The organism is Devosia sp. Root635, assembly GCF_001427605.1.
Lineage (GTDB): Bacteria > Pseudomonadota > Alphaproteobacteria > Rhizobiales > Devosiaceae > Devosia.
Genome location: NZ_LMGZ01000008.1, coordinates 54,345 through 79,869 on the forward strand (window position 1 = coordinate 54,345; position 25,525 = coordinate 79,869).

Below are 25,525 nucleotides of genomic sequence, written 5' to 3' on the forward strand. Positions count from 1 at the left end.
TGGGCACTTCCAGCCGGGTCGGCACAGACCGGGTCACCTGAGTTCACGCCACTGCCGCCAGCACCACGCCCAATCGCTTCTCGCGAGCCAGCAAACCCGTGCGGCCCTTGCCGGCGGCTTCCCACATCTGCTTGAGCTTGCCCGCGTCGAACAGCTTGAACAGGCATGGCGCGATATAGGACTTGCGGCAGATCACCGGCGTATTGCGCAACACGTCGGACACCTGCCTGGCCACCTGCGCCATCTGGCGGCGGCGCGCCGTCTCCGAACTGCCGGCCTCCATCTGCGCCAATGCCTCCCCGGCCATGGCGCTGGCATGCAGGGTGCGGAAGTCCTTGGCGGCAATATCGGTGCCCGCCAGTTCGTGCAGCCAGGCGTTGATCGCCCCGGTCTTGATCGGGCGAACCTTGCCCATGTCGTCGCGCCAGACCAGCAGGCGCTTGCCCTTCAACGCCTTGATGCGGCTGACGGCATCGGCAAGCCTGGCGTCGGTGAGGCAGTATTCGGCGCGCTTGCCGCCCTTGGCATCGAAGGCCATGCAGACCTCGTCGCCAATGACCCGCACATCGCGCGCATAGAGCGTGCCGGCGCCACGGGTGCCGCTGCTTTCGAGATATTTCTCCCGCCCCACCCGCATGGCGGTCTTGTCGATCAGCGCGACGGCAATGGCCAAAGCCAGCTCGCGGCTGCCGGCTTCGGCGTCCAGCGCCTCGGCGATTTTCCGCCGCAGGCGCGGCAGCACCGCCGTCAGTGACGCCAGCCGGCGCTGCTTCTTGCCGTCGCGCCGCAATTCCCAGTCCGGATGGTAGATATATTGGTCGCGCCCCGCCTCATCGACACCAAGCGCCTGGATATGGGCCCTGGGGCTGGGGGCGATGCGCACGTCGCGCCAGGCGGGCGGAATACCCAGCGCCTTGATCCGCGCGCGCGTTGCCGGATCGCCGACCAGCTTGCCCGCCTCATCACGGTAGCAGAAGCCCTTGCCGCGCCGCTGGCGGACAAGTGTCAGCTCATCGCGGCCTACCCTGACCAGCCGCATCAGGCGGGGTTGGACTGGGTGAGCGTATAGACGAGGTAGATGACAGCAAACAGCACCACGATGCCGATCATCGATAGCACCAGCACCCGCATGTTCATCTTGCGCGGACTGGCTTGGCGCACCTCTGTCGCATTCTTGTGCGGGTCATAGGTTTCCATGACGCTCTCCTGTGGTTGTCAGAGGGCAACGGCGAGCATCGTCCGTGGTTCCGCCCTTGACGGCGCCATCGCCGGAGCCGACCTTCGGCCATGACTGAGACCAAGGACCACTTCATGACCGACGCCGCCACCCTCACAAGCATGATCATGGCCGGACAGGGGAAAACGCCGGCCGATCTGGTGATCCGCAATGTCCAACTGCTCGACGTCATCACCGGCGCCGTAACCAGGACCGACATCGCCATTGTCGGCGACCGGATCGTGGGCACCCATGCCGGCTACGAGGGCAAAACCGTCATCGACGGCACGGGACGCTTCGCGGTGCCCGGCTTCATCGACACGCATCTGCATATCGAATCCTCGCTGGTCACTCCGTTTGAATTCGATCGCTGCGTGCTGCCGCATGGCGTCACCACGGTCATCTGCGACCCCCATGAAATCGCCAATGTGCTGGGCGCCGAGGGCATCCGTTATTTCCTCAACTGCGCCGAACGGACAGTGATGGATATAAGGGTAAACCTGTCGTCCTGCGTGCCAGCCACCGGCTTCGAAACGTCCGGCGCGGCGCTGGAAATCGCCGATCTCGAACCGTTCCGTGCCCATGGCAAGGTCATCGGCCTGGCCGAAATGATGAACTTTCCCGGCGTGCTCAATGCCGATCCCGGCATCATCGCCAAGCTGGCCGCCTTCCAGGGCGGGCATATCGACGGCCATGCGCCACTCTTGCTGGGCACCGCGCTCAACGGCTATCTCGCCGCCGCCATCCGCACCGACCACGAGGCTACCAGCGCCGCCGAAGCGCGGGAAAAACTGGCCAAGGGCATGGCCATCCTGATCCGGGAAGGCTCGGTTTCCAAGGACCTCAAGGCCCTGGCCGAGGTGCTCGACGAGAATACGTCCTCCTTCGTCGCCCTCTGTACCGATGACCGCAACCCGCTCGACATCGCCGAGGAAGGGCATCTGGATAGCTCCATCCGCCGCCTGATCGCCATGGGTCGGCCGCTGCACCATGTCTATCGCGCCGCCAGCCATTCGGCCGCCCGCATTTTCGGGCTGAACGACCGCGGCCTCGTCGCCCCCGGCTGGCGCGCCGATATCGTCCTGCTCAACAGCCTGGACGATTGCCGCGTCAGCGACGTGGTGACCGGGGGCCGGCTGGTCGGCCCCGACCTGTTCGCAGCGCGAGAGCCGGTCGAAACCGTGGGCCTTGGCTCGATGAAGGCCAAGCCGGTCTCGCCGGCCGATTTCATTGCGCAACCCAGGCCCGGCCGCAACAGCACGCCGGTCATCGGGGTAAAGCCGGGCCTGATCCTGACCTTCCGCGACGAGGCCACCCTGGCGGTGACGGAAAGCGGATTGCAGCCCGACCTCGATGCCGACGTGCTCAAGGTCACGGTCATCGAGCGGCATGGCAAGAACGGCAATATCGGCCGCGGCTTCGTGCGCGGCTTCGGGCTGAAGCGTGGTGCCATCGCCTCGTCGGTGGGCCATGACAGCCACAACATCACTGTCATCGGCGCCACCGACGCGGATATGGCCGTGGCGGTGAACCGGCTGATCGAGTTGCGCGGCGGCTTCGTGGTGGCCGATGGCGGCAGGGTGACGGCCGAGCTGGCGCTGCCCATTGCCGGACTGATGAGCCCCAAGCCATTCGAAGCCGTGACGCATGACCTGCAGGCTTTGCGGCAGGCAGCCTACGCGCTTGACTGCGTTTTGCCTGAACCTTTCCTGCAACTTGCCTTCCTGGCGCTTCCGGTTATCCCACATCTCAAGATGACCGATCGCGGCCTGTTCGACGTCGACAAATTCGGCTTCGTGGAGTGAGCCTCTCCTCGCTTTACCTGGCCTGGGTCGAAGACCTGCCGCCGCGCCTCAACGGCGTGACGCGGACACGCGGCATCGCGCTGACCATGCCCGATGGCGTGACGCTCAAGACGGACCATTACGCCCCTGACACCGCCGGCTCCCACCCGACCATATTGATGCGCCTGCCCTATGGACGGCGCGGTTTCGCGCCCATCGCTGAAGCCTATGCCGAACGCGGCTTTCACGTCGTTATCCAGGCCTGCCGGGGCACCGAGAAGTCGGGGGGCGAATTCGACCCCTTCACCAATGAACGCAGCGATGGCCTCGCCACGCTCGAATGGATCAAGGCCCAGCCCTGGTTCGACGGACGGATCGGGCTGACCGGCCCGAGCTATCTGGGCTATGCGCAATGGGCCATCAGCGATGCCCTGCCCGCTGTCGCCGCCATGGCAACCAAGGTGACGACCACCAATTTCCGCCCGGTCGTGTTCCCATCAGGCGCCTTTCACCTCAATCTCTGGCTGTCATGGGTGCAGGTGATCGAGGGGCTGCGCGACCGCCCGCTGGCCACCGCCGCCCGCATGTTTTCCGGCGATATCGAGCGCCGCACCGACCGCGCCGCCGCCATCCTGCCGCTGGTCGAGGCCGACAAGGAGGCGGTGGGGCACAAGGTGCCGTTCTGGCGCTACTGGTTCGAGCATGCCATCGGCAATGACGCCTTCTGGGCCGCGCTCGACCACAGCCACCGCCTGAGCGAAACCACGCCACCCGTGCATTTCATTTCCGGCTGGTACGATTTCATGCTCGATCCCCTGCTGGCCGATTACCAGCTCCTGATCGAACTGGGCCACCAGCCCTATCTGACCGTGGGCACCTGGTTCCATGTCGCCGAGGAATTGCAGCGCGACAACCTGCGCGAAACCCTGCTCTGGATGCGCGCCAAGCTGCTGGGCGACGAAACCGGCCTGCGCCGCCGCCCGGTGCGTATCCACATTTCCGGCCTCGAGGAATGGCACGAATTCGACCGCTATCCCCCCGGCCCGCCCAACCCGGTGACCTGGCATATCGGCCCCGGCTCGACGCTGACGGCGCGACCTGGCGCGGGCAGCGACAGCTACCACTACGATCCCGCCGATCCGACGCCCAATCTGGGCGGGGCCATTTTCGCTTTCACCGGCGCCGGCGCGGTCGACAATGCGCCGCTCGAAGCGCGGGACGATGTGCTGGTCTATACCGGGGCGGTGCTCACCAGCCCGATCACCATTATCGGCCAGTGCCGCATTGCGCTGCATGCCCGCGCCAGCCTGCGGCACAGCGATTTCTTCGTGCGGCTCAACGATGTCGATCCGGATGGGCGGTCGGTCAATATCTGCGACGGGCTGGTGCGCGTGACGCCGGAAACGCCAACGGAGCCGGATGGGAGTTGGCGGCTGGCCTTTCCGCTCCACGCCACGGCCCACAGCTTCCGGGCGGGTCACCGGCTGCGCCTGATGATCGCCTCGGGGGCGCATCCGCGCTATGCGCGAAACCTGGGAACGGATGAACCGGTGGGGACGGCGACGCAGATGGTGGCTAATGACGTGGAGGTGTTCCACGAGGGGACGGGGGTGATTGTGCCGGGCTATAGTTTGTAGCGCCGCCCATCCCCCCAACACCGGCGCCTCCCGCGGACTTGATCCGCGGGTCACTCTCAACACGGTAAAAGCGACGAGAGACCCCCGGATCAAGTCCGGGGGGAGGCGATTGTGGGTGGGGGAGATTGTGAGCCTGAAGCCGCCCCTACAGCCCGTCCCGCGCCTTCACCTTGCGCCGTGCGGCATGCAGCAGTGGCTCGGTATACCCGCTCGGCTGGTCGGCCCCATGCAAGGCCAAATCCAGCGCAGCCTGGAAGGCGACCGACTGGAAATTCTCCGCCATGGGCCGATAGAGCGGATCACCCACATTCTGTTCGTCGACCACAGAGGCCATGCGCTCGAAGGTGGAGGTCACCTCGTCGCGGCTCACCAGCCCGTGGCGCAGCCAGTTGGCTACGGCCTGCGAGGAAATGCGGCAGGTGGCGCGGTCTTCCATCAGGCCGACATTGTTGATGTCGGGCACTTTCGAACAGCCCACGCCCTGCTGCACCCAGCGCACCACATAGCCCAGAATGCCCTGGGCGTTGTTTTCCAGCTCGCGGGTGATCTCCTCGCGGCTCAGCGAGAACGGCGGCTGCACCGGCATGGAGAACAGGTCGCTGAGCGGCGGCACGGCCTGGTTGTGGCGGCGCTTCTGCGCCTCGAACACATCGACCTGGTGATAGTGTAGCGCGTGTAAAGTCGCGGCGGTCGGCGACGGCACCCAGGCGGTATTGGCCCCAGCCTGGGGATGGGCAGCCTTGCTTTCCATCATCGCCGCCATGTCGTCCGGCCGCGCCCACATGCCCTTGCCGATCTGCGCCTTGCCGGAGAGGCCGCAGGCCAGCCCGATCAGCACGTTGCGATCCTCGTAGGAAGCGATCCATTTCTCGGACTTGATCTCGTCCTTGCGCAGCACCGCGCCGGCTTCCATCGAGGTGTGGATTTCGTCGCCCGTGCGGTCGAGGAAGCCGGTATTGATGAAGAATAGCCGCGCCCGCGCCTCATAGATGGCGGCCTTGAGATTGGCCGAGGTGCGGCGCTCCTCATCCATGATGCCGATCTTGATCGTGTTGGGCTTGAGGCCCAGCATCTGCTCCACCGAGCCGAAGATGGCGCAGGCAAAGGCCACTTCCTCGGGTCCGTGCATCTTGGGCTTGACGATATAGATGGCGCCGGCGGTGCTGTTGACCTTGTCCTGCATGGCGCAGAGCACGGTCACCGCCGCGTCCATCAGGCCCTCGCCGATCGGCCTGCCGTCGAACAGCACCGCATCGGTGGTCATCAGGTGGCCGACATTGCGCACCAGCAGCAGCGAGCGGCCCTTGAGCACCAGCGGGACGCCATTGACGTCCTTATAGGTCCGGTCGGCTTTGAGCTTGCGGGTGACGCTGCGGCCACCCTTTTCGAACGTGTCTTCCAGCGTGCCGTTCATCAGGCCGAGCCAGTTGCGATAGACGCCGACCTTGTCCTCGCCATCGACCGCAGCGACGGAATCCTCGCAATCCTGGATGGTCGTCAGCGCGGCTTCGACGATGATATCGGCCAGTCCGGCCCGATGCGTGCCGCCGATGACGCTGCCCGGCTCGATGACCAGGATGACATGGATGCCATGGTGCCGCAGCACCAGCTCGCCACTGGCCTCGGTGCCGCCATAGCCGACAAAAGCCGACGGGTCCTTCAGGCCGGTGCGGCCTTCGGCGGTGTCTACTTCGAGATGGCGCGTCTCACCGTCCTTGACCACATGGTAGCCGGTGACGTCGCGATGGCTGCCCGATGCCAGCGGGAAGGCCTCGTCGAGGAAGGCTGCGGCTTTGTCGACCACGGCGGCGCCGCGCGCCGCGTTATAGCCCTTGCCGGGCGCCAGGTCGCCGTCGCGGCTGATGATGTCGGTGCCATAGAAGGCATCGTAGAGACTGCCCCAGCGCGCATTGGCGGCATTGAGCGCGTAACGCGCATTCGACACCGGCACCACGAGCTGCGGCCCGCACAGCGTGGTGATTTCGGGGTCGAGCCCTGACGTTTCGATGGTGAAATCATCCGGCTCGGGCACCAGATAGCCGATATCGCGCAGGAAGAATTCATAGCCCTGCGGGTTGCTGGCGACGGGGCCATACTTGTGGTGCCACTCATCGATCTGCGCCTGCAGCTCGTCGCGCCTGGCCAGCAGCCGCGCATTGGTCGGCGCATGTTCGGCCACCAAGGCGGCAAAGCCGCTCCAGAACTGGTCCTCCGTCACGGCCAGCCCCGGCAGCGCTTCCTTCTCGACGAAATCGACCAGCAGCGGGTGGACTGAAAGGCCGGATTTCGTCTGGTAGGTGGTCATATCTGAACCTTCTTCTCTTCACCTCTCCCCTTGGGGGAGAGGTCGACCCTATTGGGTCGGGTGAGGGGGCCTTCCCCACGCACCGCACCCAGCAAAGGCCCCCTTACCCGGCGCTACGCGCCGACCTCTCCCCCAAGGGAGAGGTAAGAAAGCCCGCGGCAACCTAGGACAAGGCCCCCGCAGTCACAAGCCGCCTAAAGTCGACTTTGCCTTGGCCCCGGCGATGTAGACTTCCGCTATGGCGCGGTCGTCGCCCAGAGTCTGCAGGAGAAACAGCTCCTCGGCCAGCGTCTCGACCGTCGCCATGCGCAGGGCCATGGCCGGCGTCGCCGCCGCGTTCAGCACCACCAGGTCCGCCGCATTGCCCGGCGCGATGGCGCCGATGGTGCCCTCCAGCGACAGCGCCCGGGCATTGCCCAGGGTCATCATGTAGAACGAATTGAACGGGGGCAGCCGCTGGCCGCGCAGCTGCAGCACCTTGTAGCCCTCGGCCATGGTTTCGAGCATGCCATAGCTGGTGCCGCCGCCGATGTCGGTCGCCACCCCGATCCGCACGCCGCATTTGCTCAGCCGCTCGCGGTCGAACAGGCCCGAGCCGAGGAACAGGTTGGAGGTAGGGCAGAACACCGCCACCGACCCGGTTTCGGCCAGCACCATGGTCTCGCGGTGGTTGAGATGGATGGAGTGGCCGAGCAGGGTCTTGGGGCCGAGCAGGCCATAGTCCTCATAGATGCCGGTATAATCGGGCGAGTCCGGATAAAGCTCCATCGAATAGGTAATCTCGGCGTCGTTCTCGCTGAGATGGGTCTGCACATAGCAATCGGGATGCTCGGCCACCAGCGCGCGGGAGGCTTCCAGTTGCACCGGGCTGGAGGTGATGGCGAAGCGCGGCGAGATGGCGTAGAGCCCCCTGCCCCGGCCATGCCAGCGCTCGATCAGCATTTTCGTGTCGTCATAGCCCGATTGCGCGGTGTCGCACAAAGCCTCGGGGGCGTTGCGGTCCATCATCACCTTGCCGCCGATCATCAGCATGTTGCGCGTTTCAGCCTCGCCGAAAAACGCATCGACGCTGCGCGGATGGCTTGAGCAATAGGCGACGGCGGTGGTTGTGCCGTTGCGGATCAGCTCATCGTAGAATGCCGCCGAAATCGCTCCGGCATGGCCCTGCTGGCCAAATTTCTGCTCCTCGATGAAGGTGTAGGTATTGAGCCATTCGAGCAGCGAGCCGGCATAGGAGGCGATGATCTGGCTCTGCACATAGTGCAGATGCGTATCGATGAAACCGGGCAGGATGAGATGCGGGCGATGGTCGATCACCTCGGCCATATCGTCGGGCGCGAACTCTCCCACGGCAACGATCTTGCCGTCCGCGATGGTGATGGCGCCATCCTCGATATAGCGGTAGCTCGCAGCGTCATCGATACCCTGCGGTTCGCTGACGAAAGTCAGCACCCGCCCACGCAATACGGTCCTCGTCATTGCCCCGAACCCTCGCGGAACCACGCGACGATGAGCGCCCGCTCCTCGTCGGTCATGTCGCTGACATTGCCCGGCGGCATGGCATGGGCATAGCCGGCCTGCATGGCAATGTCCTTGGCGTGATTGGCGATGGCTACGTCATTGTCGAGGATCACGTTCTTGGGCGGCTCATAAATGCTCGGCCAGGCCGGTTCGGCCGTGTGGCACATGGCGCAGCGGGTCTGCACTGTCAGGCTTGCGGCGGCGAAATGGCTTGCTGCCAGAAAGGGTTCGGCCGCCCGAGACGCCACCGCCTCTCCCGCCGAACCGGCGATCTTGGGCCCGGTGGAGAGCCAGGCGATAATGATAAAGAGGATCACGGCCACCGCCCACGTCCAGTGCGGATTGCCCTTCCGCGCATGGCGGGTGTTGAAATAGTGCCGGATCACCACGCCGACGAGGAAGATCAGGCTGGCGATAATCCAGTTCCACTGCGTGGCGAAGGCCAGCGGATAGTGGGACGACAACATGAAGAAAATGACGGGCAGCGTCAGGTAGTTGTTATGCAGGCTCCGCTGCTTGGCGATCCTGCCATATTTGGCATCGGGCACCTTGCCGGCCTTGAGGTCGGCGACCACGATCTTCTGGTTGGGGATGATGATCATGGCCACATTGGCCGCCATGATGGTGGCGGTGAAGGCGCCCATATGCAGCATGGCGGCGCGGCCGGTGAAGAGCTGGGTATAGCCCCAGCTCATCGCCACGAGGATGGCGAACAGCACCAGCATCAGGCCCGTGGTGGAATTGCCGATGGGTGATTTGCACAGGCTGTCATAAAGCACCCAGCCGAGCACGATGGAGGCCAGCGACAGGGCGATGGCCTGCCAGGCCGGCACGTCGAGCACATTGCGGTCGATGAGGTAGATGTCAGCCCCGACATAATAGATCAGCGCCATCAGCATGACGCCGGAAAGCCAGGTCCAGTAACTTTCCCATTTGAACCAGGTCAGGTGCTCGGGCAAAAATTCCGGCGCCACCAGGTATTTCTGGATGTGATAGAACCCCCCGCCATGCACTTGCCATTCCTCGCCATGCGCCAGCGGCGGCAGGCTGGGCGTCTTGCGCAGGCCCAGGTCGAGCGCGATGAAATAGAAGGACGAGCCGATCCAGGCGATGGCCGTGATGACATGCAGCCAGCGTACGGCAAACATAAGCCATTCATAAGCAATCGCATAATCGGGCATCTCGTTTCCTTCCCCCGCGCTCGCGGTTCCATCTCCCCCTCGTCCCTTGTGGGAGAGGGGGGTAATTTCCTCGTTCAGAGGAAATTACCGGGTGAGGGGTACTGCGCCCGCCCGTGCTTCAATGCCGGCGGATCGCGCGGCGCCCCCTCATCCGCCCTTCGGGCACCTTCTCCCACCAGGGGAGAAGGGCGAAGGAGCCGAGAAAAAGGGGCGAGCGAAGCCCGCCCCTCGACAGTCTGGTCCAGCCGCTTACGCCGGCTGTTCGACGCCTTCGACATACCAGTCCATGCTGAGCAGTTCGGCATCGGTCATGGTCGTGCCGGCCGGGACGCGCTCGACGCCGGTATTGTCGTTGATCGGGCCGGTGAAGATGTGGACCGAGCCATCGATCTGGCCGGTCCGCATCGCCTCGGCGGCGGCAACCACGTCAGCCGGAACCTTGGCGCCATAGGGGCCCATCTGCACCACGTCTTCCTTGAGGCCTTCCCAGGTGTTGCCCGGAACCCAGGTGCCGGCCAGCACGGCTTCCGCCGATGCCAGGTAATGCGGGCCCCAATGGTCGATGATGGCGGTGAGCTGGGTCTCGGGAGCGAAGGCGCTCATGTCGGCACCCTGGCCGAAGCCGCCGACAATGCCGCGCTCGGCGGCGACCTGCAAAGCGGCCGGGCCGTCGGTATGCTGGGCGATGACGTCGATGCCCTGGTCGATCATGGCGCGGGCCGCGTCGGCTTCCTTGGCCGGGTCGTTCCAGGTCGAGATATAGACCGGCTTGATGGTGGCGTCGGGATTGACCTTGCGGGCGGCCAGCACGAAGGCATTGATGCCCATCACCACTTCGGGGATCGGGAAGGAGCCGATATAGCCATATTTTCCGGTCTCGGACATGTGGCCGGCAATGGTGCCGCACACGGCGCGACCTTCATAGAAGCGGGCATTGTAGAGGCCGATATTGGGGCCGCTCATATAGCCGGTGGCATGCTCGAAGGCGACATCGGGGAATTGCGGGGCGACCTTGACCACCGAGTCGCCGAAGCCGAAGCTGGTGGCGAAGATCAGGTTGCAGCCCTGCTGGGCCAGTTCGCGCAGCACGCGCTCGCAGTCCGGGCCTTCCGGCACATTCTCGACATAGATGGTCTCGACCTTGTCGCCGAGATGCTCCTCGACATAGAGGCGGCCCTGATTGTGGGCATAGTTATAGCCGTTGTCGTTGATCGTGCCGACATAGATGAAGCCGACCTTGACCTTTTCGAGCTGGGCGAAGGCGCTGGAGCCCAGCAGCGGCAGGGCCATTGCGGCACCACCGACTTTTACGAAGTTGCGACGCGAAAGTGTCATCTGTTTCTCCTGAGTGACGTTCGTTGACTTGAGACGATCATTTACTGCGCCGTCTCAATTGGTGGGCAAGAACGGCTTGCCGAGGCAGGCCGGAGCATTGGTGGTTGCGTCGCGGCGGAGCGAGATCAGCACCAGCACGACGATGGTTGCGAGATAGGGCAGAGCGGCCCAGAGCTCGGACGGGATAACGCTCAGCACGCCGCCGCCAGCCTTGGCATAGAGTTCCATGGTCATGACGAGGCCAAAGAGGTAGGCCCCTGCCAGCAGCCTGAGCGGCCGCCAGCTGGCAAACACCACCAGCGCCACCGCGATCCAGCCGCGCCCGGCCGTCATGCGCTCGGCCCATTGTGGCGTCAGGAGCAGCGGGAAACAGGCGCCGGCAATGCCGGCCATGGCGCCGCCGAACATGACGGCGAGATAGCGCACCCCGATCACCGAATAGCCGATGGAATGGGCCGACTGGTCATTCTCGCCCACCGCCCGCAGGATCAGCCCGGCGCGGGTGCTATGCAGGAAATATCGGACCGCCACCACCATGACGAAAGCGAAATAGACCGGGAAGGAATAACCGAAAATAACCCTGCCGATCGGGTGGTCGGCAAGCTGCTCAGGCAGCAGCGGCTGCATCAACGTCACCGGCCGGGCCGAATAGGACGAGCCGGCCAAGGCCGAAAAGCCGGTGCCGAAAATGGTCAGCGCCAGGCCGGTCGCCGTCTGGTTCGCCGAGAGCGACAGCGTGAGGAAGCCGAAGATCAGCGACGCGGCGGTGCCGGCGGCGGCGCCGGACAGCAGCGCCAGATAGGGATTGCCGGTGTGGAACTGCACGACGAAGCCGGCAATGGCGCCGATCAGCATCATGCCTTCGACGCCCAGGTTGAGCACCCCGGCGCGCTCCACCACCAGTTCCCCCAGGGCAGCGATCAGGATGGGGGTCGAGGCCCCCACCACGGTCACGATTATGGCAAGCGTCAGGTCCATCTACGCAGCCCCCTGCGATGGCTGCGGCACCACGCGCCGCACCCGGTACTTGATGAGAATATCCCCCGCCAGCAGGAAGAACAGCATCATCGCCTGGAAAATGCCGGTCGCCGCATTGGGCAGGCCAATCGTGGTCTGCGCCACCTCGCCACCGACGAAAGTGATGGCCAGCACCACGCCGGCCACGATGACGCCGAGCGGATTGAGCCGGCCAAGGAAGGCCACGATGATGGCGGTGAAGCCGTAATTGGTGGGGAAGCCCGGCACCATGCGCTGGAACGGTCCGGCCACTTCGAGCACGCCCGCCAGCCCGGCCAGCGCGCCGCTGACCAACAAAGCCAGCCAGATCGTCTTGTGCTCGGAAAAGCCGCCATAGCGCGCGGCATGCGGCGCCGCGCCGACCACGCGCATGCGATAGCCGAACACCGACCGGGTCATGATGAACCAGGCCACCAGCCCGACGACCACGGCGATGGGCACGCCCAGATGGACGATGGTGCCGGGAATGATGAAGGGCAGTCGCGCGGCTTCGGAAAACAGCCGCGTCTGCGGAAAGCCCATGCCCATCGGGTCCTTCCAGGGCGCGCGGATGAGATAGTAGATCAACTGCACCGAAGCATAGGTCAGCATCAGGCTGGTGAGGATTTCGTTGACGTTAAGCCGGGTGCGCAGCAGCGCCGGGATGGCGGCATAGGCCATGCCACCCAGCATGCCCGCCAGCACCATCAGCGGCAAAATCCACCAGCCGGTCATGCCATAGGTCAGCAGCGCAATGCCGGTGCCGGCCAGGCCGCCGATGACATATTGCCCCTCGGCGCCGATATTCCAGACATTGGCGCGATAGGCGATGGAGAGGCCCACCCCGATGATGATCAGCGGCGCCGCCTTGACCCCGAGATCCTGCCATTTGTAGGCGTTGGTCAGCGGCGTCAGGAAAATTTCCCGCACTGCGCCGACACCGTCATAACCGATCAGCGAAAAGATGATGGCGCCCACGATCATGGTGAGGGCCACGGCCGCGACCGGCGTCGCATAGAGCATGAATTGCGAGGGCTCGCGCCGTTTCTCAAGCCGGAATTGCATCCTGCGCCTCCGTTGCCCCATGCACCCCGCCCATCAGCAAGCCGATTTCCTCCACGCTCACCTCTTTTGTCGGCCGCGCCGGCGACAGGCGGCCCATATTGATGACCGCCAGCGTGTCGCACAGCGCCCTGAGCTCATCGAGATCCTGGCTGATGACCACGATGGCCGAGCCCGCCGCCGCCAGGTCGACCAAAGCCTGGTGGATCGCCGCGGCCGCCCCGGCATCGACGCCCCAGGTCGGCTGGCTCACCACCAGCACGCTGGGCTTTTGCAGGATTTCGCGGCCCATGATGTATTTCTGCAGGTTGCCGCCTGACAGCGAGCCGGCCGTCGAAGCCGGCCCCAGCGCCTTGACGGCGAAATCGGCAATGACCTTGCCGGTATAGGTCCGCGCGGCGCCCGAATTGATCAGGCCCATCACCACCATGCCGAGCCGGTCACGCGCCGTCAGCACGGAATTGTCGCTGAGCGAAAAATCGCCGACCGCCGCATGCCCGTTGCGTTCCTCGGGCACCGCGCAGAGGCCGCGCTTGCGCCGCCCGGTCGTATCGAGCAGGCCCAGGCCATGGCCATCGATGGCAATGGCGTCCTTGTCGCTGCGGATTTCGCCGGAAAGCGCATCGAGCAGGGCATTCTGCCCATTGCCTGCCACCCCGGCCACGCCGAAGATTTCACCGGCCCGCACGGTGAAGCTCACATCGTCCACCGGCACGTCGAAATGGCCGGCCTTCTGCGTCGACAGATGCGACACCGCCAGCTTGTTCTGGCCGAAACTGCGCCCCTCGAGACGCACGATATCCTTGAGGCCAGCGCCAATCATCTTCTCGGCCATCGAGCGGCTGGTTTCCTGCTTCGGGTCGCAGGTATCGACCAGCTTGCCGCCGCGCAGGATCGTCGCTGAATCGCACAAAGCTTTGATTTCATAGAGCTTGTGCGAAATGTAGAGGATCGAGCAGCCCTCGGCCGCCAGCTTGCGCAGCACGTCGAACAATTGCTCGACCTCCTGCGGGGTCAGCACCGAAGTCGGCTCATCCATGATCAGCAGCTTGGGATCGACCAGCAGCGCCCGCACGATCTCGATGCGCTGGCGCTCCCCCACCGACAGGGTCGCCACGGTTCTGTGCGGATCGAGCAGCAACCCATATTGTGTCATGACATCGCGGATACGCGCTTCGAGTTCGCGCGAGGGAATTTTCGCATCCATGCCCAACGCGATGTTCTCGAGCACCGTCAGCGCCTCGAACAGCGAGAAATGCTGGAACACCATGCCGATGCCCAGCTTGCGGGCGGCCTTGGGATTGGGCACGACCACGGGAGCGCCGTCCCAGCGGATTTCACCGGCATCGGGCTGCATGATGCCATAGATCATCTTGACCAGGGTGGACTTGCCGGCCCCGTTCTCACCCAGCAAAGCATGGATTTCGCCCGGCTTGACCGCAAAGGTGACGTTGTCATTGGCGAGCACGCCGGGGAAGCGTTTGGTGATACCGGTCAATTCAAGCCGATACGGCATACTAGCGTCCAATCACCACCCCCAATGATGCAGGGGTGCGCGCCCGCGCAATTTCAGCTTCCCGTTGCCCAATGTGGACCATAATTTCGGCCGCCGCCAGTGCTGCGATGACCTCAGGCCGCTTATCCCCAAGCCCCTGCCGGCCAATGGGCAGCACCAGCCGCTCCAACGCATGGTCGTCGCCGCCTTCGCTTTTGAACCAACTGGCAAACCTGGCGCGCTTGGTGCGGGAGCCGACCATGCCGATATAAGGCGCATCTGTCCGGCCCAGCGCTTCCTGCGCGATGAGGAAATCCAGCGCATGGTCATGCGTCAGGATCACATATGAACTGCCCTGCGGCGCCGAGCGCACCACGGCTTCGGGCATGGCCACGGCGTGTGCGGCAATACCCTCGGGCAACAGGTCGAGTTCGTCGCGCCGTGTGTCGATGACCTGCAGGCGCACCGGCAATAGCGCCAGCATCTGCGCCAGCGCCCGCCCCACATGGCCAGCGCCAAAGACATAGACATGCGGCAGGGCGGCTTGCTCTGCCGCCACTCGTGCCGCCAGCCGCTCGCGGCTCGCCGCATCGGCATAGCGCAGCGACACCACAACCCGCCCGCCGCAGCATTGGCCGATCTCCGGCCCCAGCGGCACATCCATCGCGTCCTCGGCCCGGCCACTGGCGATGAGCCGGCGGGCATGCTCGATGACCATATATTCGAGCGCACCGCCGCCGATGGTGCCGAATGTCGCTTTAGCGCCGACGAGCATGAACGTGCCCTGCGCGCGCGGCGAGGAGCCCCGGACGGAAGTGAGTTCGCAGACGATGGCGTCGGGATTGGCGGCGAGGAAGGCGGTGAGGGCGGCGGAGCGGGTCATGGGCAAGCACCCGGCACCAGGCTGGTCCGACACCCCCACCCTCGATCCTTCCCCTCAAGGGGGAGGGAGGCGAAGGAACCGATATTGCAAGGAGAGTGGAGCCAATCCCCCTCCCCTTTGAGGGGAGGGGTTAGGGGTGGGGGTGTCGAAGCCTGGGCAGCGACCATCCTCACCCCCGCGCCTCCCGTTTCATCCGTTCCACGCCCATCAGCACCCGTTCCGGCGTTACCGGCGTATCGAGCCTTGGCGCGATGGCGTAATCCGCGACCGAAGCCACCGCCATGCTCAGCGCCTCGACCACGCTCATGGCCAGCATCAGCGGCGGCTCGCCCACCGCCTTGGAGCGGCCGATGGTCGGCTCCTTGTTGACCGACCACTCGGCGATCCTGACGTTGAAGACCGGCGGCACGTCGCTTGCCAGCGGGATTTTGTAGGTGGACGGCGCCTTGGTGCGCAACTGCCCCTTGTCGTCCCACACCAGTTCCTCTGAGGTCAGCCACCCCATGCCCTGGATGAACCCGCCCTCGATCTGGCCGATATCCACCGCCGGATTGAGCGACCTCCCCACATCGTGGAGGATGTCCACTCGATCGACGACATATTCGCCGGTGAGCGTATCGATCGTCACCTCGCTGACCGAGGCGCCATAGGCGAAATAGTAGAACGGGTGGCCGCGCCCCGTGGCCCGGTCCCAATGGATTTTGGGCGTCTCATAGAACCCGGCGGCCGAAAGCTGCACGCGGTTGAGATAGGCCGAGGCGACCAATTCGGCGAAGGGCACGAATTTCGGCCCCGCCTGAATGCCGCCCTGCACCCACTCCACCTCGGCTTCGCTGACCTGATGCAGCCTGGCCGCATGGCGCACCAGCCGCGCCTTGATCTGCCGCGCCGCATCCCAGGCCGCCATGCCGTTGAGGTCGGAACCGGACGAGGCGGCCGTGGCCGAGGTGTTGGGCACCTTGCCGGTACTCGTCGCCATGATCTTGACCACGTCCAGCCCGACGCCGAAGGCATCGGCCAGCACCTGCGCTACCTTGATATGCAGCCCCTGCCCCATCTCGGTGCCGCCATGGCTGAGATGGATGGAGCCATCCTTGTAGACATGTACCAGCGCCCCCGCCTGATTGTACCAGGTGGCGGTGAAGGAGATGCCGAACTTGACCGGCGTCAGCGCGATGCCTTTTTTGAGGATGGCGCTGCCCGCATTGTATTTGAGAATCGCCGCCCGCCGCGCCTGGTAGTCGGCACTGGCTTCAAGCTCATCCACCACACGGTGGACGATATTGTCCTCCACCACCTGATGGTAAGGCGTCACATTGTCGGTGTCGGTGCCGTAGAAATTGGCCTTCCTGACATCGAGCGGATCCTTGCCCAGGGCATAGGCGATATCCTCTACCCAGCGCTCCGCCGCCATCATGCCCTGCGGTCCGCCGAAACCCCGGAACGCGGTGTTGGAGACCGTATTGGTGTAAAGTGGTTCGCTGCGCACGCGCACTGCGGGATACCAGTAGGCGTTGTCGGCATGGAACAGGGCTCGGTCGGTCACCGGGCCGCTGAGGTCCGACGAGAAGCCGGCGCGGGCGCCATAGACCGCATCCACCGCTGCGATCTTGCCGCTGTCGTCATAGCCGACATCGTAGTCGACCACGAAATCGTGGCGCTTGCCGGTGGCCGTCATGTCGTCGTCGCGGTCGGGGCGAATCTTGCAGGCGCGGTTCCACTTCTTGGCGGCCAAGGCTGCCACCGCGGCGAACAGGTTGCCCTGCGTTTCCTTGCCGCCGAAGCCGCCGCCCATGCGCCGCACATTGACCGTCACGGCGTGATGCCGGATGCCCAGCACGGCCGCGACCATCAACTGCACTTCGCTCGGATGCTGCGTCGAAGCGTAGACGGTCACGTCCTCATCCTCGCCCGGCACCGCCATGGCGATCTGGCCTTCGAGATAGAAATGGTCCTGCCCGCCAATGGCAATGCTGCCCTTGACCCGATTTTTCGCGCCGGCCAGCCCCGCCGCCACGTCGCCGCGTTCGAGCTTGAGCGGTTCGGTCACCAGCGTCCCGCCGGCTGCCTGCGCCGCGCGCACATCGAGCGCATGCGGCAGGTCACGATACTCGACCTTGGCCAAGTGCGCCGCCCGCCGCGCCTGGTCGCGCGTTTCGGCGACCACCGCGAACAGCGGCTGCCCCCAGAACTGCACCTTGCCCTCGGCAAAGACCGGCTCGTCATGCTTGTGGCTGGGCGACACGTCATTCTCGCCGGGAATGTCCTCGGCGGTGAGAATGCCGAGCACGCCGGGTGCCGCCTTCGCCGCTGCAAGGTCAACCGAAACGATCTCGGCATGGGCCCGGCTCGACAGCGCCAGATAGGCGTGAACCGTGCCTTCAGGCTCGATCATGTCGTCTATATATTCGGCCGTGCCGCTGACATGCTTGGGGCCACTGTCATGCCGGGTCGCGGTATGGAGGGAGGCGATGGCGATCGGCGCTTCGTGCTTGTTCATGCGCGCACCCCAATCACGGAGCCACCCCGCGCCCCTTGTGGGAGAGGGCGATTTTCCGCGTTCAGCGGAAAACCGGGTGAGGGGTGCTGCCTCATCAATATCTGCAGAAGGTTTGTAGCCCCCTCATCCGCCCTTCGGGCCCCTTCTCCCACGAGGGGAGAAGGGAAACTCAGCGTACGGCCCGCCATCATGCCACCTCCCGCCGGAGCCGTTGCCCCTGCCCGGTGGTTTCGAGGAAGAACCGCTTGAGCAGGTTCTGCGCGGTCAACAGGCGATAGTCGGCGCTGGCCCGCATGTCGGAAATCGGCTGGTAATCCGTGGCGAAGAGCGGCATCACCGCCTCGATGGTCTCCAGCGTCCAGGGCTTGCCCACCAGCGCATCCTCGACGGCCCGGGCCCGCTTGGGCGTTGCGGCCATGCCGCCAAAGGCAACGCGCGCCATGCCGACCACGCCAACATCGTTGACGAATACCCGGAACGCGCCGCACAGCGCCGAAATGTCTTCGTCCTTGCGCTTGGAAATCTTGTAGACCGCGAATTTCTCATCGGCCGACAAATGAGGAATGGTGACGCTTTCGACGAACTCGCCGGGCTGGCGGTCCTGCTTGCCATAAGCCAGGAAATAGTCTTCCAGCTTGATCTGGCGGCGATGGCTGCCCTTGCGCAGATGCAGCTTGGCGCCCAGCACGATAAGGGGCGGCGGCGTATCCCCGATGGGCGAGCCATTGGCGATATTGCCCCCAATCGTGCCCATATTGCGCACCTGTTCGCCGGCAATGCGGCTCCACAGCTCGGCCATGGCGGGAAAAACCGTGGTGATGACCGGCAGCGCCTCCGAATAGCTCACCCCGGCATAGAATCGCACTTCGACGTCATTTTCCGCGATCCGCCGCAGCTCCTGCAGATGGCTGATGAAGATCACCGGCCCGATGGCGCGCATGAACTTGGTGACCCATAGGCCAACATCGGTCGAGCCGTTGACGATGGTGGCCGTGGGATTGGCCTCGTAGACCGCGGCGAAATCGTCGAGGCTAGCCGGCACGATGATGCGCTCCGCGCCCTCGCCGATCTCGACGCGCGAACCGTCATGGATCGCCTTGATCCTGCCCTTGAGCGCGATGCGCTCGGCCCAGAGCGGATCGCCCTCCGGCCGGCCATAGCTGGAAATCGCCTTGCCGGCGCGGATGATCGGCGCATAGCCGGTGCAGCGGCAGAGATTGCCCTGCAATGCCTTTTCGATCGCCGCCTGGCTGGGATCGGGATCGCGCATCCACAATCCGTAAAGGCTCATCACGAAGCCCGGCGTGCAGAAGCCGCATTGGCTGCCATGGTGATCCACCATCGCCTGCTGCACCGGATGGAGCACCCCATCCTTGCCGCGCAGATGCTCCACCGTCACGACATGGGTGCCGTGCAGGCTGCCCACAAAGCGGATGCACGCGGTGACCGAGTCATAGACGATCTCGTCATCCATCAGCCGCCCGACCAGCACCGTGCAGGCACCGCAATCGCCCTCGGCGCAGCCTTCCTTGCTGCCGCGCAGCCGCCGCTCCAGCCGCAGCCAGTCGAGCAGGGTCGTGTCGGGCCTCACATCCGTAAGGGTGATCTCCTCGTCATTGAGGATGAAGCGGATGGCGGTGCTGACTTCGGTCATCTCAGCTCCCCCGATAGGTCGAATAGGCGAAAGGGCTTACCAGCAGCGGCACATGATAGTGCCTGTCCTCGGAGATGGTGAAGCGGATCGGCACCACGTCGAGAAACGGGTTTTCCAGCGCCACGCCCAGCCGCTCGAAATACTGCCCGACATGGAAATGGATTTCGAACTCGCCATGCTGGAACTGCTCTTCATCGAGCAGCGGCTGGTCCACCCGCCCATCGGCATTGGTATAACTGTCGGCGATGTGGTGATTGTGGTCGCCATGCACGAACAGCAATTCGAGCCGCATGCCGCGCGCCGGCTTGCCGTGCATCGTGTCCAGCACATGCGTCGTGAGGCGTCCGCTCCCCGCCATTTGCTGCTCCGTCCATAGTCCCCGCAAAGAGACTATCGCATCGGGCCCGATGCGCAATGCTCATTTTTTACCAACTGGTCCATTTTTGTGCATCTTGTTCCACAGCACCAGACTCGTACAATTCAACCGCAACCAGCGAGAGACATCATGCGCTACCCCCGCGACATGCACGGCTATGGCCCCGAAGCCCCCCAGGCCAACTGGCCGGGTGGCGCCCTTGTGGCGGTGCAATTCGTGCTCAATTACGAGGAGGGCGGCGAAAACTGCATCCTGCATGGCGATGCCGGCTCCGAAGCCTTTCTTGCCGATGTGGTGGGGGCCGCGCCCTGGCCGGGCCAGCGCCACTGGAACATCGAGTCCATGTATGAATATGGCGCCCGCGCCGGCTTCTGGCGGCTGCATCGCCTTTTCACCGAAGCCGAACTGCCCCTCACCATCTATGGCGTTGCCACCGCCCTGATGCGCGCCCCGGCCCAATTGGCCGCCATGCAGGCGGCCGGCTGGGAGATTGCCAGCCACGGTTATAAATGGGTCGAGCACAAGGACATGCCGCCCGACGAGGAGCGCCGGCAGATATCGGAGGCCATTCGCCTGCACACCGTCGCTACCGGTGAGCGCCCGCGCGGCTGGTACACCGGTCGCAGCTCGCTCAACACGGTCGATCTCGTCTCCGAGGAAGGCGGCTTCGCCTATGTCTCGGACACCTATGACGACGACCTGCCCTATTGGCGCGTGCATCAGGGCCGCCCGCAACTCATCATTCCCTATACGCTGAGCGCCAACGACATGCGCTTTGTCACCGCCTCGGGCTTCGCCAATGGCGAGGAGTATTTCCAGTTCCTGAAGGACAGTTTCGACTGCCTCTATGCCGAGGGCCAGGCCGGCTCACCCAAGATGATGTCCATTGGCCTCCATTGCCGCCTGGTCGGTCAGCCCGGTCGCTATCAGGGGCTCAAGAGGTTCATCGATTACATCAAGGGCTTCGACAGGGTCTGGGTGCCCACCCGCCTCGCCATTGCCGAGCATTGGGCGAAGGAACACCCCTATATCGCGCCCGAAGTCATCCCCAGCCAGCTCGACAAGACCGAGTTCGTCGCCCGCTATGGCTCGATCTTCGAGCATTCCCCCTGGATTGCCGAACGCGCCTGGGACGGTGAACTGGCCCCGGCCAATGATACGGCCATCGGCCTCCATTTCGCCTTGCGCAGCCAGTTCCGCATGGCAACGCCGGAAGAACGCCTCGCCGTGCTGCGCGCCCACCCCGACCTTGCCGGCAAACTCGCCGCCGCCAAGCGGCTGACGGCGGATTCGGCCGCCGAACAGGCCTCGGCCGGCCTTGATGCGCTGACCGACGCGGAGCGCGAAAAATTCACCGCGCTCAACGAACACTATGTCGAAAAATTCGGCTTCCCCTTCATCATCGCCGTGCGCGACAACACCAAGGCGTCGATCCTGGCGGCCTTCGAAAAGCGCATCGCCAACGGCGCCGAGGCGGAGTTTGCCACCGCCTGCGCGCAGGTGGAACGCATTGCGCTGCTGCGGCTGCAGTCGGTTTTGCCGTAGCCACAGCGCACTAAACCCACGACGTGGCAGGAGGGGGGCTGACCTACCCGTTCAGCTCATCCCGCTCCTCGCCCGCATCCGGGCTTTCGCGGAACAGGCCGAGCATCAGCGCGAGCAGGCCCAGCCACGGCATGTGGTGCTGCAGCCAGGCATGGGGCGCGATCCCAGGAGAGGCATTGAACTGGTTCATCCGACCAGCATCGCGCCAAAGGTTGAAGAATTGGTAACCCTAACAGGCTGTTAGACTATTTGTAGAAGCCTTCGCGCAGGTTGATGCCGTGCTCGATATAGACTTTGAGCGCGCACAGCATGCCGGTCCATCCCTCGCAATTGCCGAAGGCCGCCTTCTGCGCGGCGGCACTATCGCGCCACCCGGATTCGCCGATGGTGACGAGCGTGCGGCCGTCATCGAGGCCGGCAAAGCTCATGGTCACCGTGGTTTCATAGGCGCCGCCCCCGTCGGGTGTCCCGTCGGCGGCGCCCCAATGCAGCACGATCTTCTCGTCGGGCACCACCTCGACGACATGCACCGGAAACGCACCCGGAAAATCCGCGAAATCCCAGGTCACCGTCGCGCCGGTCTCCAGCCGCCCCTTGGCCCCGCCGGTGGTGAAATACCCGCTCAGCTTGCCAGGGTCGACTACCGCCTCGAACACCTCATGCACCGGCTTGCTGATCCGGCCCGACACTTTGAAATCCGGCGCTTGCATTCTCGAACTCCTCACTTGACCTGCCCCATCATATGTTATAAAAACATAACATGTCAACCGAAGACGAAAACGACCTTATTTTCAAGGCCTTGAGCCACCGCACGCGGCGGCAGATTTGCGATCTGCTCAAGGTCGAGCCCCGCACTACCGGCATGCTCTGCGCGCTGATGCCGGCGCTCGATCGCTGCACCGTCATGCAGCATCTGGGCGTGCTCGAAGAGGCCGGACTGGTCGTCGCCGAACGGCGCGGCCGCGAGCGCTGGAACCATCTCGATGCCCTGCCCATCCATGCCATTCACGAGCGCTGGATCGGCCCCTACGCCGCCTATGCCACATCCATGCTGAGCAGGCTCAGGAACCGGGTGGAGCAGCCGGTGACCTGATCCGCTGTTTGGTCTTGGCCTCAGCCTGCCCGACGCTCTAGTGTCGGGTCGAGAGTCCAGGATCAGGAACTATGGCCGACACATCCTACGCCACGCCATCCGCCGGCCTGCCCCCGCAGGCCGCGCTCCATACCGGTCGCGCCGTCTTCACCGAGGCCTATGCAGTCATTCCCCATGGCGTGATGCGCGACATCGTCGCCAGTGCCCTGCCCCATTGGGACAAGACCCGGCTGTGGATCATCGCCCGGCCGATGACCGGCTTTTCCGAGACCTTCTCGCAATACATCATGGAGGTGCAGCCCGGTGGCGGCAGCACCCGGCCGGAGCCCAATCCCGAGGCCGAAGGCGTGCTGTTCGTGGTCGAGGGCCAGGCCAGCGTCACGATCGAAGGCCTGCCCCATCACCTGCGGCCCGGCGGCTACGCCTTCCTGCCGCCTGGCGCCAGTTGGTCATTGTCCAATACCAGCGACGCCCCCGTTCGCTTCCACTGGATCCGCAAGCGCTACGAACCCGTCGAGGGCATCGAGGCGCCTGCCGCTTTCGTCGCCAACGAGCAGGATGAGCCCATCCGCTGGATGCCCGGCACCAATGACACCTGGGGCACCACCCGCTTCGTCGAGCCGACTGACCTGCGCCATGACATGCACGTTAATATCGTCACCCTCCAGCCGGGCGCCGTCATCCCCTTCGAGGAGACCCATGTCATGGAGCACGGCCTCTACGTGCTCGAAGGCAAGGCCGTCTATCGCCTCAACCGCGACTGGGTCGAGGTCGAGGCCGGCGATTTCATGTGGCTGCGCGCCTTCTGCCCCCAGGCCTGCTATGCCGGCCCCGGCCGCTTCCGCTACCTGCTCTACAAGGACGTCAACCGCCACATGAAGCTGGGCCTTTAGCCATGGGCACCATCACCATCGAACCCCTCTCCGCCGCGGCTTTTGCCCCATTCGGGCAGGTGATCGAGACGGCAGGAGCGCATCATTATCCCATCAACAACGGCATGACCGAGCGCTATCACGACCTGGCGCGGGTCGAGCTGGGCGGCGTCCATCCCCGCCCGCTGATCTCGCTGTTCCGCGGCCAGCCCTATGCCCTGCCGCTGGCGCTCAAGCTGGTGGAACGCCATCCGCTGGGCAGCCAGGCCTTCTATCCGCTGTCGTCCGCGCCCTGGCTGGTCATCGTCGCCGAAGACGACGGCGGCGCCCCGGTGCGTCTGCGCGCCTTCGCCCCCGCCCCAGGCCAGGGCGTCAATATCGCCATGAACACCTGGCACGGCGTTCTGACCCCACTCGAAACCGACAGCGACTTCCTCGTCGTCGATCGGGGTGGCGACGGGAACAACCTCGAAGAGCATCATTTCGATATGCCCTGGACGGTGGCGCGGTAGGCCGGCGAAGTTTCGGCGCGGCCACCCTCGCAACCATCTTGCCGCTGCGTTAGTTTCTGCCGATCGGATGGGAGGTCTCGATGCTGCTGCAGATTGTCAAACGCGCCGGCCTGACGCTGCTCACGCTGTTGGCGCTGGCCGGCCCCGCCCTGGCCGAGGACGTTACCTTTACCGGCCTCGTTACCTATCGCGAGCGCATGGTCCTGCCCCCCGGCGCCTCGCTGGTCATCACCCTCGTCGCCCTGCCCGGCCAGCAGCGCATCACCGGCGCCCATGCCAGCCTTGGTGGCAAGGCCGGGTCACCCATCCAGTTCACCCTCAACGTGCGCAGCGATGTCCTTGCCGACGGCGGCAGCTTCGGTCTCGTCGCCGAGATATGGAGCAATGGCTACGCCATCTTCCGCAACGGGCAGCCCACCGTCGTCGATCCGCGGGAACCGGCCGGCAACGTGGTCGCGGTGGAATTCTCCCCGCCGCCGCCGCATGACCCGCCTGAACAGATCCTGCCGCCGGTCGAAACGCCCGATCCGCTGCTCGATGTGGTCTGGGCCGTGACCAGCATCGGCGGCGAACCGGTCCTGCCGCGGACCGAGCTGAGTCTCTCCATCGCTGCCGATCATCGCGTCGGCGGCAATGGCGGCTGCAACAACTATTTCGCCGAAGCCAGCTTCGAGACCCCGCCACTGACCTTTGGCCCGATAGCGGGCACCCGCATGGCCTGTGGGCCAGACGTCATGGCGCAGGAGGCGCGCTTCTTCGCGGCGCTCGGCGCCACCGCCGGCTACGATCTGTCCGGCGACACGCTCAAGCTGGTCGACGCTGCCGGCGTACCGCTGGCCGGGCTGGTCCGCCGGCCCTGAGCATTATGGAGCTGCCATGGACAATGCCGACCTGATTTCCCGCCTGCTCGACGTCATCGAACACGACATCGCCCCGGCGACGCGCCGGGGTGTGGCGCGCGGCAACAAGCTGTTCGGCGCCGCCATCCTGCGCAAGTCGGACCTCTCGGTCGTGGTGGCCGAAACCAACAACGAGATCGAAAATCCGCTCTGGCACGGCGAAATGCACGCCATCAAGCGCTTCTTCGAACGCCCGGCCGACCAGCGGCCCGATGTGAAGGATTGCCTGTTCCTCGCCACCCATGAGCCCTGCTCGCTCTGCCTTTCGGGCATCACCTGGTCGGGCTTCGACAATTTCTATTATCTGTTCAGCCACCAGGACAGCCGCGACAGCTTCGCCATCCCCTACGACATCCAGATCCTCAAGGGGGTCTATGCGGTACCCGATCCCGACCGAAGCGAAGTGCCCGGCGACCGCCCGCTCTACAATGCCAGCAATGCCTATTGGACCAGCCACAATATCGCCCGGATGATTGCCGCCCTCGACCGCAGCCACAAGGAGGTCCTGGTGGCGCGTTTCGATGAGCTCAATGCCCTCTATGCCGACCTTTCGGCAGCCTATCAGGCCGACAAGGGCAACAAGGGCATTCCGCTGGCTTAGGTGTCGAAGCTATTCGTGGGCCTCTATCACCAGCATCTCGCTGCGCGGCACATCGGCG

Annotated in this window: 23 protein-coding genes; 8 read left to right on the forward strand and 15 right to left on the reverse strand. The window is 64.7% G+C overall.

The genetic code is table 11. The annotated features are described in order from the left end of the window. Window positions 1-43 precede the first annotated feature (43 nt). Window positions 44-1,039: a DNA topoisomerase IB gene (locus ASD80_RS05465; protein ID WP_056230068.1), complete on the reverse strand. Its 996-nt coding sequence runs from the start codon at window positions 1,037-1,039 to the stop codon at window positions 44-46. After that, window positions 1,039-1,197 (reverse strand): hypothetical protein, encoded by a 159-nt coding sequence (locus ASD80_RS18690; protein WP_156460337.1) that lies wholly within the window; start codon window positions 1,195-1,197, stop codon window positions 1,039-1,041. Before ASD80_RS18690 ends, ASD80_RS05465 begins: the two co-directional genes overlap by 1 nt. A gap of 90 nt (window positions 1,198-1,287) precedes the next feature. On the opposite strand from ASD80_RS18690, the gene ade reads away from it, so the two are divergent. Both ade and ASD80_RS05475 read left to right on the forward strand, forming a co-directional pair. Continuing rightward, entirely contained in the window at window positions 1,288-3,021 is a 1,734-nt protein-coding gene (ade, locus tag ASD80_RS05470) for an adenine deaminase (protein WP_413813362.1), read from the forward strand. Further along, window positions 3,018-4,637, forward strand: coding sequence for a CocE/NonD family hydrolase (locus tag ASD80_RS05475; RefSeq protein WP_056230071.1), 1,620 nt, complete (start codon window positions 3,018-3,020; stop codon window positions 4,635-4,637). The genes ade and ASD80_RS05475 overlap by 4 nt, the downstream gene beginning before the upstream one ends. Window positions 4,638-4,782: 145 nt before the next feature. Here the strand turns inward: ASD80_RS05475 and ASD80_RS05480 are convergent, their stop codons facing one another. The 11 genes from ASD80_RS05480 to uraH form a co-directional block, all read right to left on the reverse strand. Further along, window positions 4,783-6,942, reverse strand: coding sequence for a malate synthase G (locus ASD80_RS05480; protein WP_056230075.1), 2,160 nt, complete (start codon window positions 6,940-6,942; stop codon window positions 4,783-4,785). A gap of 183 nt (window positions 6,943-7,125) precedes the next feature. After that, window positions 7,126-8,421 carry a guanine deaminase gene (gene guaD / locus ASD80_RS05485; protein ID WP_056230079.1) on the reverse strand — a complete coding sequence of 432 codons (1,296 nt, stop codon included), beginning with the start codon at window positions 8,419-8,421 and terminating at the stop codon, window positions 7,126-7,128. Further along, the gene (locus tag ASD80_RS05490) at window positions 8,418-9,644 is read right to left on the reverse strand and encodes a urate hydroxylase PuuD (protein WP_056230082.1); all 1,227 of its coding nucleotides are present in this window, start codon (window positions 9,642-9,644) and stop codon (window positions 8,418-8,420) included. The genes guaD and ASD80_RS05490 overlap by 4 nt, the downstream gene beginning before the upstream one ends. A 249-nt stretch (window positions 9,645-9,893) precedes the next feature. Continuing rightward, a complete protein-coding gene (locus ASD80_RS05495) occupies window positions 9,894-10,979 on the reverse strand; it encodes a BMP family ABC transporter substrate-binding protein (protein WP_056230084.1) in 1,086 nt (361 codons plus the stop codon). A gap of 54 nt (window positions 10,980-11,033) precedes the next feature. Continuing rightward, on the reverse strand, window positions 11,034-11,957 hold the full coding sequence (locus ASD80_RS05500; protein ID WP_056230086.1) for an ABC transporter permease: 924 nt from the start codon (window positions 11,955-11,957) through the stop codon (window positions 11,034-11,036). Continuing rightward, entirely contained in the window at window positions 11,958-13,040 is a 1,083-nt protein-coding gene (locus ASD80_RS05505; protein WP_056230089.1) for an ABC transporter permease, read from the reverse strand. Beyond that, window positions 13,024-14,553, reverse strand: coding sequence for an ABC transporter ATP-binding protein (locus ASD80_RS05510; RefSeq protein ID WP_056230092.1), 1,530 nt, complete (start codon window positions 14,551-14,553; stop codon window positions 13,024-13,026). The genes ASD80_RS05505 and ASD80_RS05510 overlap by 17 nt, the downstream gene beginning before the upstream one ends. Before the next feature lies 1 nt (window position 14,554). Next, the gene (xdhC, locus tag ASD80_RS05515; RefSeq protein ID WP_082555080.1) at window positions 14,555-15,415 is read right to left on the reverse strand and encodes a xanthine dehydrogenase accessory protein XdhC; all 861 of its coding nucleotides are present in this window, start codon (window positions 15,413-15,415) and stop codon (window positions 14,555-14,557) included. A 169-nt stretch (window positions 15,416-15,584) separates the two neighbouring features. Further along, on the reverse strand, window positions 15,585-17,915 hold the full coding sequence (gene xdhB, locus ASD80_RS05520; RefSeq protein ID WP_056230095.1) for a xanthine dehydrogenase molybdopterin binding subunit: 2,331 nt from the start codon (window positions 17,913-17,915) through the stop codon (window positions 15,585-15,587). A 187-nt stretch (window positions 17,916-18,102) separates the two neighbouring features. Continuing rightward, window positions 18,103-19,569, reverse strand: coding sequence for a xanthine dehydrogenase small subunit (gene xdhA, locus ASD80_RS05525; protein WP_056230097.1), 1,467 nt, complete (start codon window positions 19,567-19,569; stop codon window positions 18,103-18,105). Between the two features lies 1 nt (window position 19,570). Beyond that, window positions 19,571-19,927, reverse strand: a complete 357-nt coding sequence (gene uraH, locus ASD80_RS05530) for a hydroxyisourate hydrolase (protein WP_056230099.1) — start codon at window positions 19,925-19,927, stop codon at window positions 19,571-19,573. A 147-nt stretch (window positions 19,928-20,074) separates the two neighbouring features. Here uraH and puuE point away from each other — a divergent pair, with 147 nt between their 5' ends. Next, the gene (gene puuE, locus ASD80_RS05535) at window positions 20,075-21,490 is read left to right on the forward strand and encodes an allantoinase PuuE (RefSeq protein WP_156460338.1); all 1,416 of its coding nucleotides are present in this window, start codon (window positions 20,075-20,077) and stop codon (window positions 21,488-21,490) included. Between the two features lie 43 nt (window positions 21,491-21,533). On the opposite strand, the gene ASD80_RS18695 is transcribed toward puuE, so the two are convergent. Next, on the reverse strand, window positions 21,534-21,680 hold the full coding sequence (locus ASD80_RS18695) for a hypothetical protein (protein WP_156460339.1): 147 nt from the start codon (window positions 21,678-21,680) through the stop codon (window positions 21,534-21,536). Between the two features lie 55 nt (window positions 21,681-21,735). Continuing rightward, complete coding sequence (locus ASD80_RS05540; protein ID WP_056230102.1) at window positions 21,736-22,200, reverse strand: SRPBCC family protein; 465 nt, start codon at window positions 22,198-22,200, stop codon at window positions 21,736-21,738. 50 nt (window positions 22,201-22,250) lie between these two features. Between ASD80_RS05540 and ASD80_RS05545 the strand changes: the two genes are divergently transcribed. From ASD80_RS05545 to ASD80_RS05565, 5 genes are all read left to right on the forward strand, one after another. Next, window positions 22,251-22,583 carry an ArsR/SmtB family transcription factor gene (locus ASD80_RS05545; RefSeq protein WP_056230104.1) on the forward strand — a complete coding sequence of 111 codons (333 nt, stop codon included), beginning with the start codon at window positions 22,251-22,253 and terminating at the stop codon, window positions 22,581-22,583. A 71-nt stretch (window positions 22,584-22,654) separates the two neighbouring features. Further along, window positions 22,655-23,476 (forward strand): bifunctional allantoicase/(S)-ureidoglycine aminohydrolase, encoded by an 822-nt coding sequence (locus ASD80_RS05550; RefSeq protein WP_056230107.1) that lies wholly within the window; start codon window positions 22,655-22,657, stop codon window positions 23,474-23,476. Window positions 23,477-23,478: 2 nt separating this feature from the next. Then, complete coding sequence (locus tag ASD80_RS05555) at window positions 23,479-23,967, forward strand: ureidoglycolate lyase (RefSeq protein WP_056230110.1); 489 nt, start codon at window positions 23,479-23,481, stop codon at window positions 23,965-23,967. A gap of 80 nt (window positions 23,968-24,047) precedes the next feature. Beyond that, window positions 24,048-24,827, forward strand: coding sequence for an META domain-containing protein (locus ASD80_RS05560; RefSeq protein WP_056230113.1), 780 nt, complete (start codon window positions 24,048-24,050; stop codon window positions 24,825-24,827). Window positions 24,828-24,843: 16 nt separating this feature from the next. Further along, window positions 24,844-25,467 carry a nucleoside deaminase gene (locus ASD80_RS05565; RefSeq protein WP_056230116.1) on the forward strand — a complete coding sequence of 208 codons (624 nt, stop codon included), beginning with the start codon at window positions 24,844-24,846 and terminating at the stop codon, window positions 25,465-25,467. The last annotated feature ends 58 nt before the right edge of the window (window positions 25,468-25,525 follow it).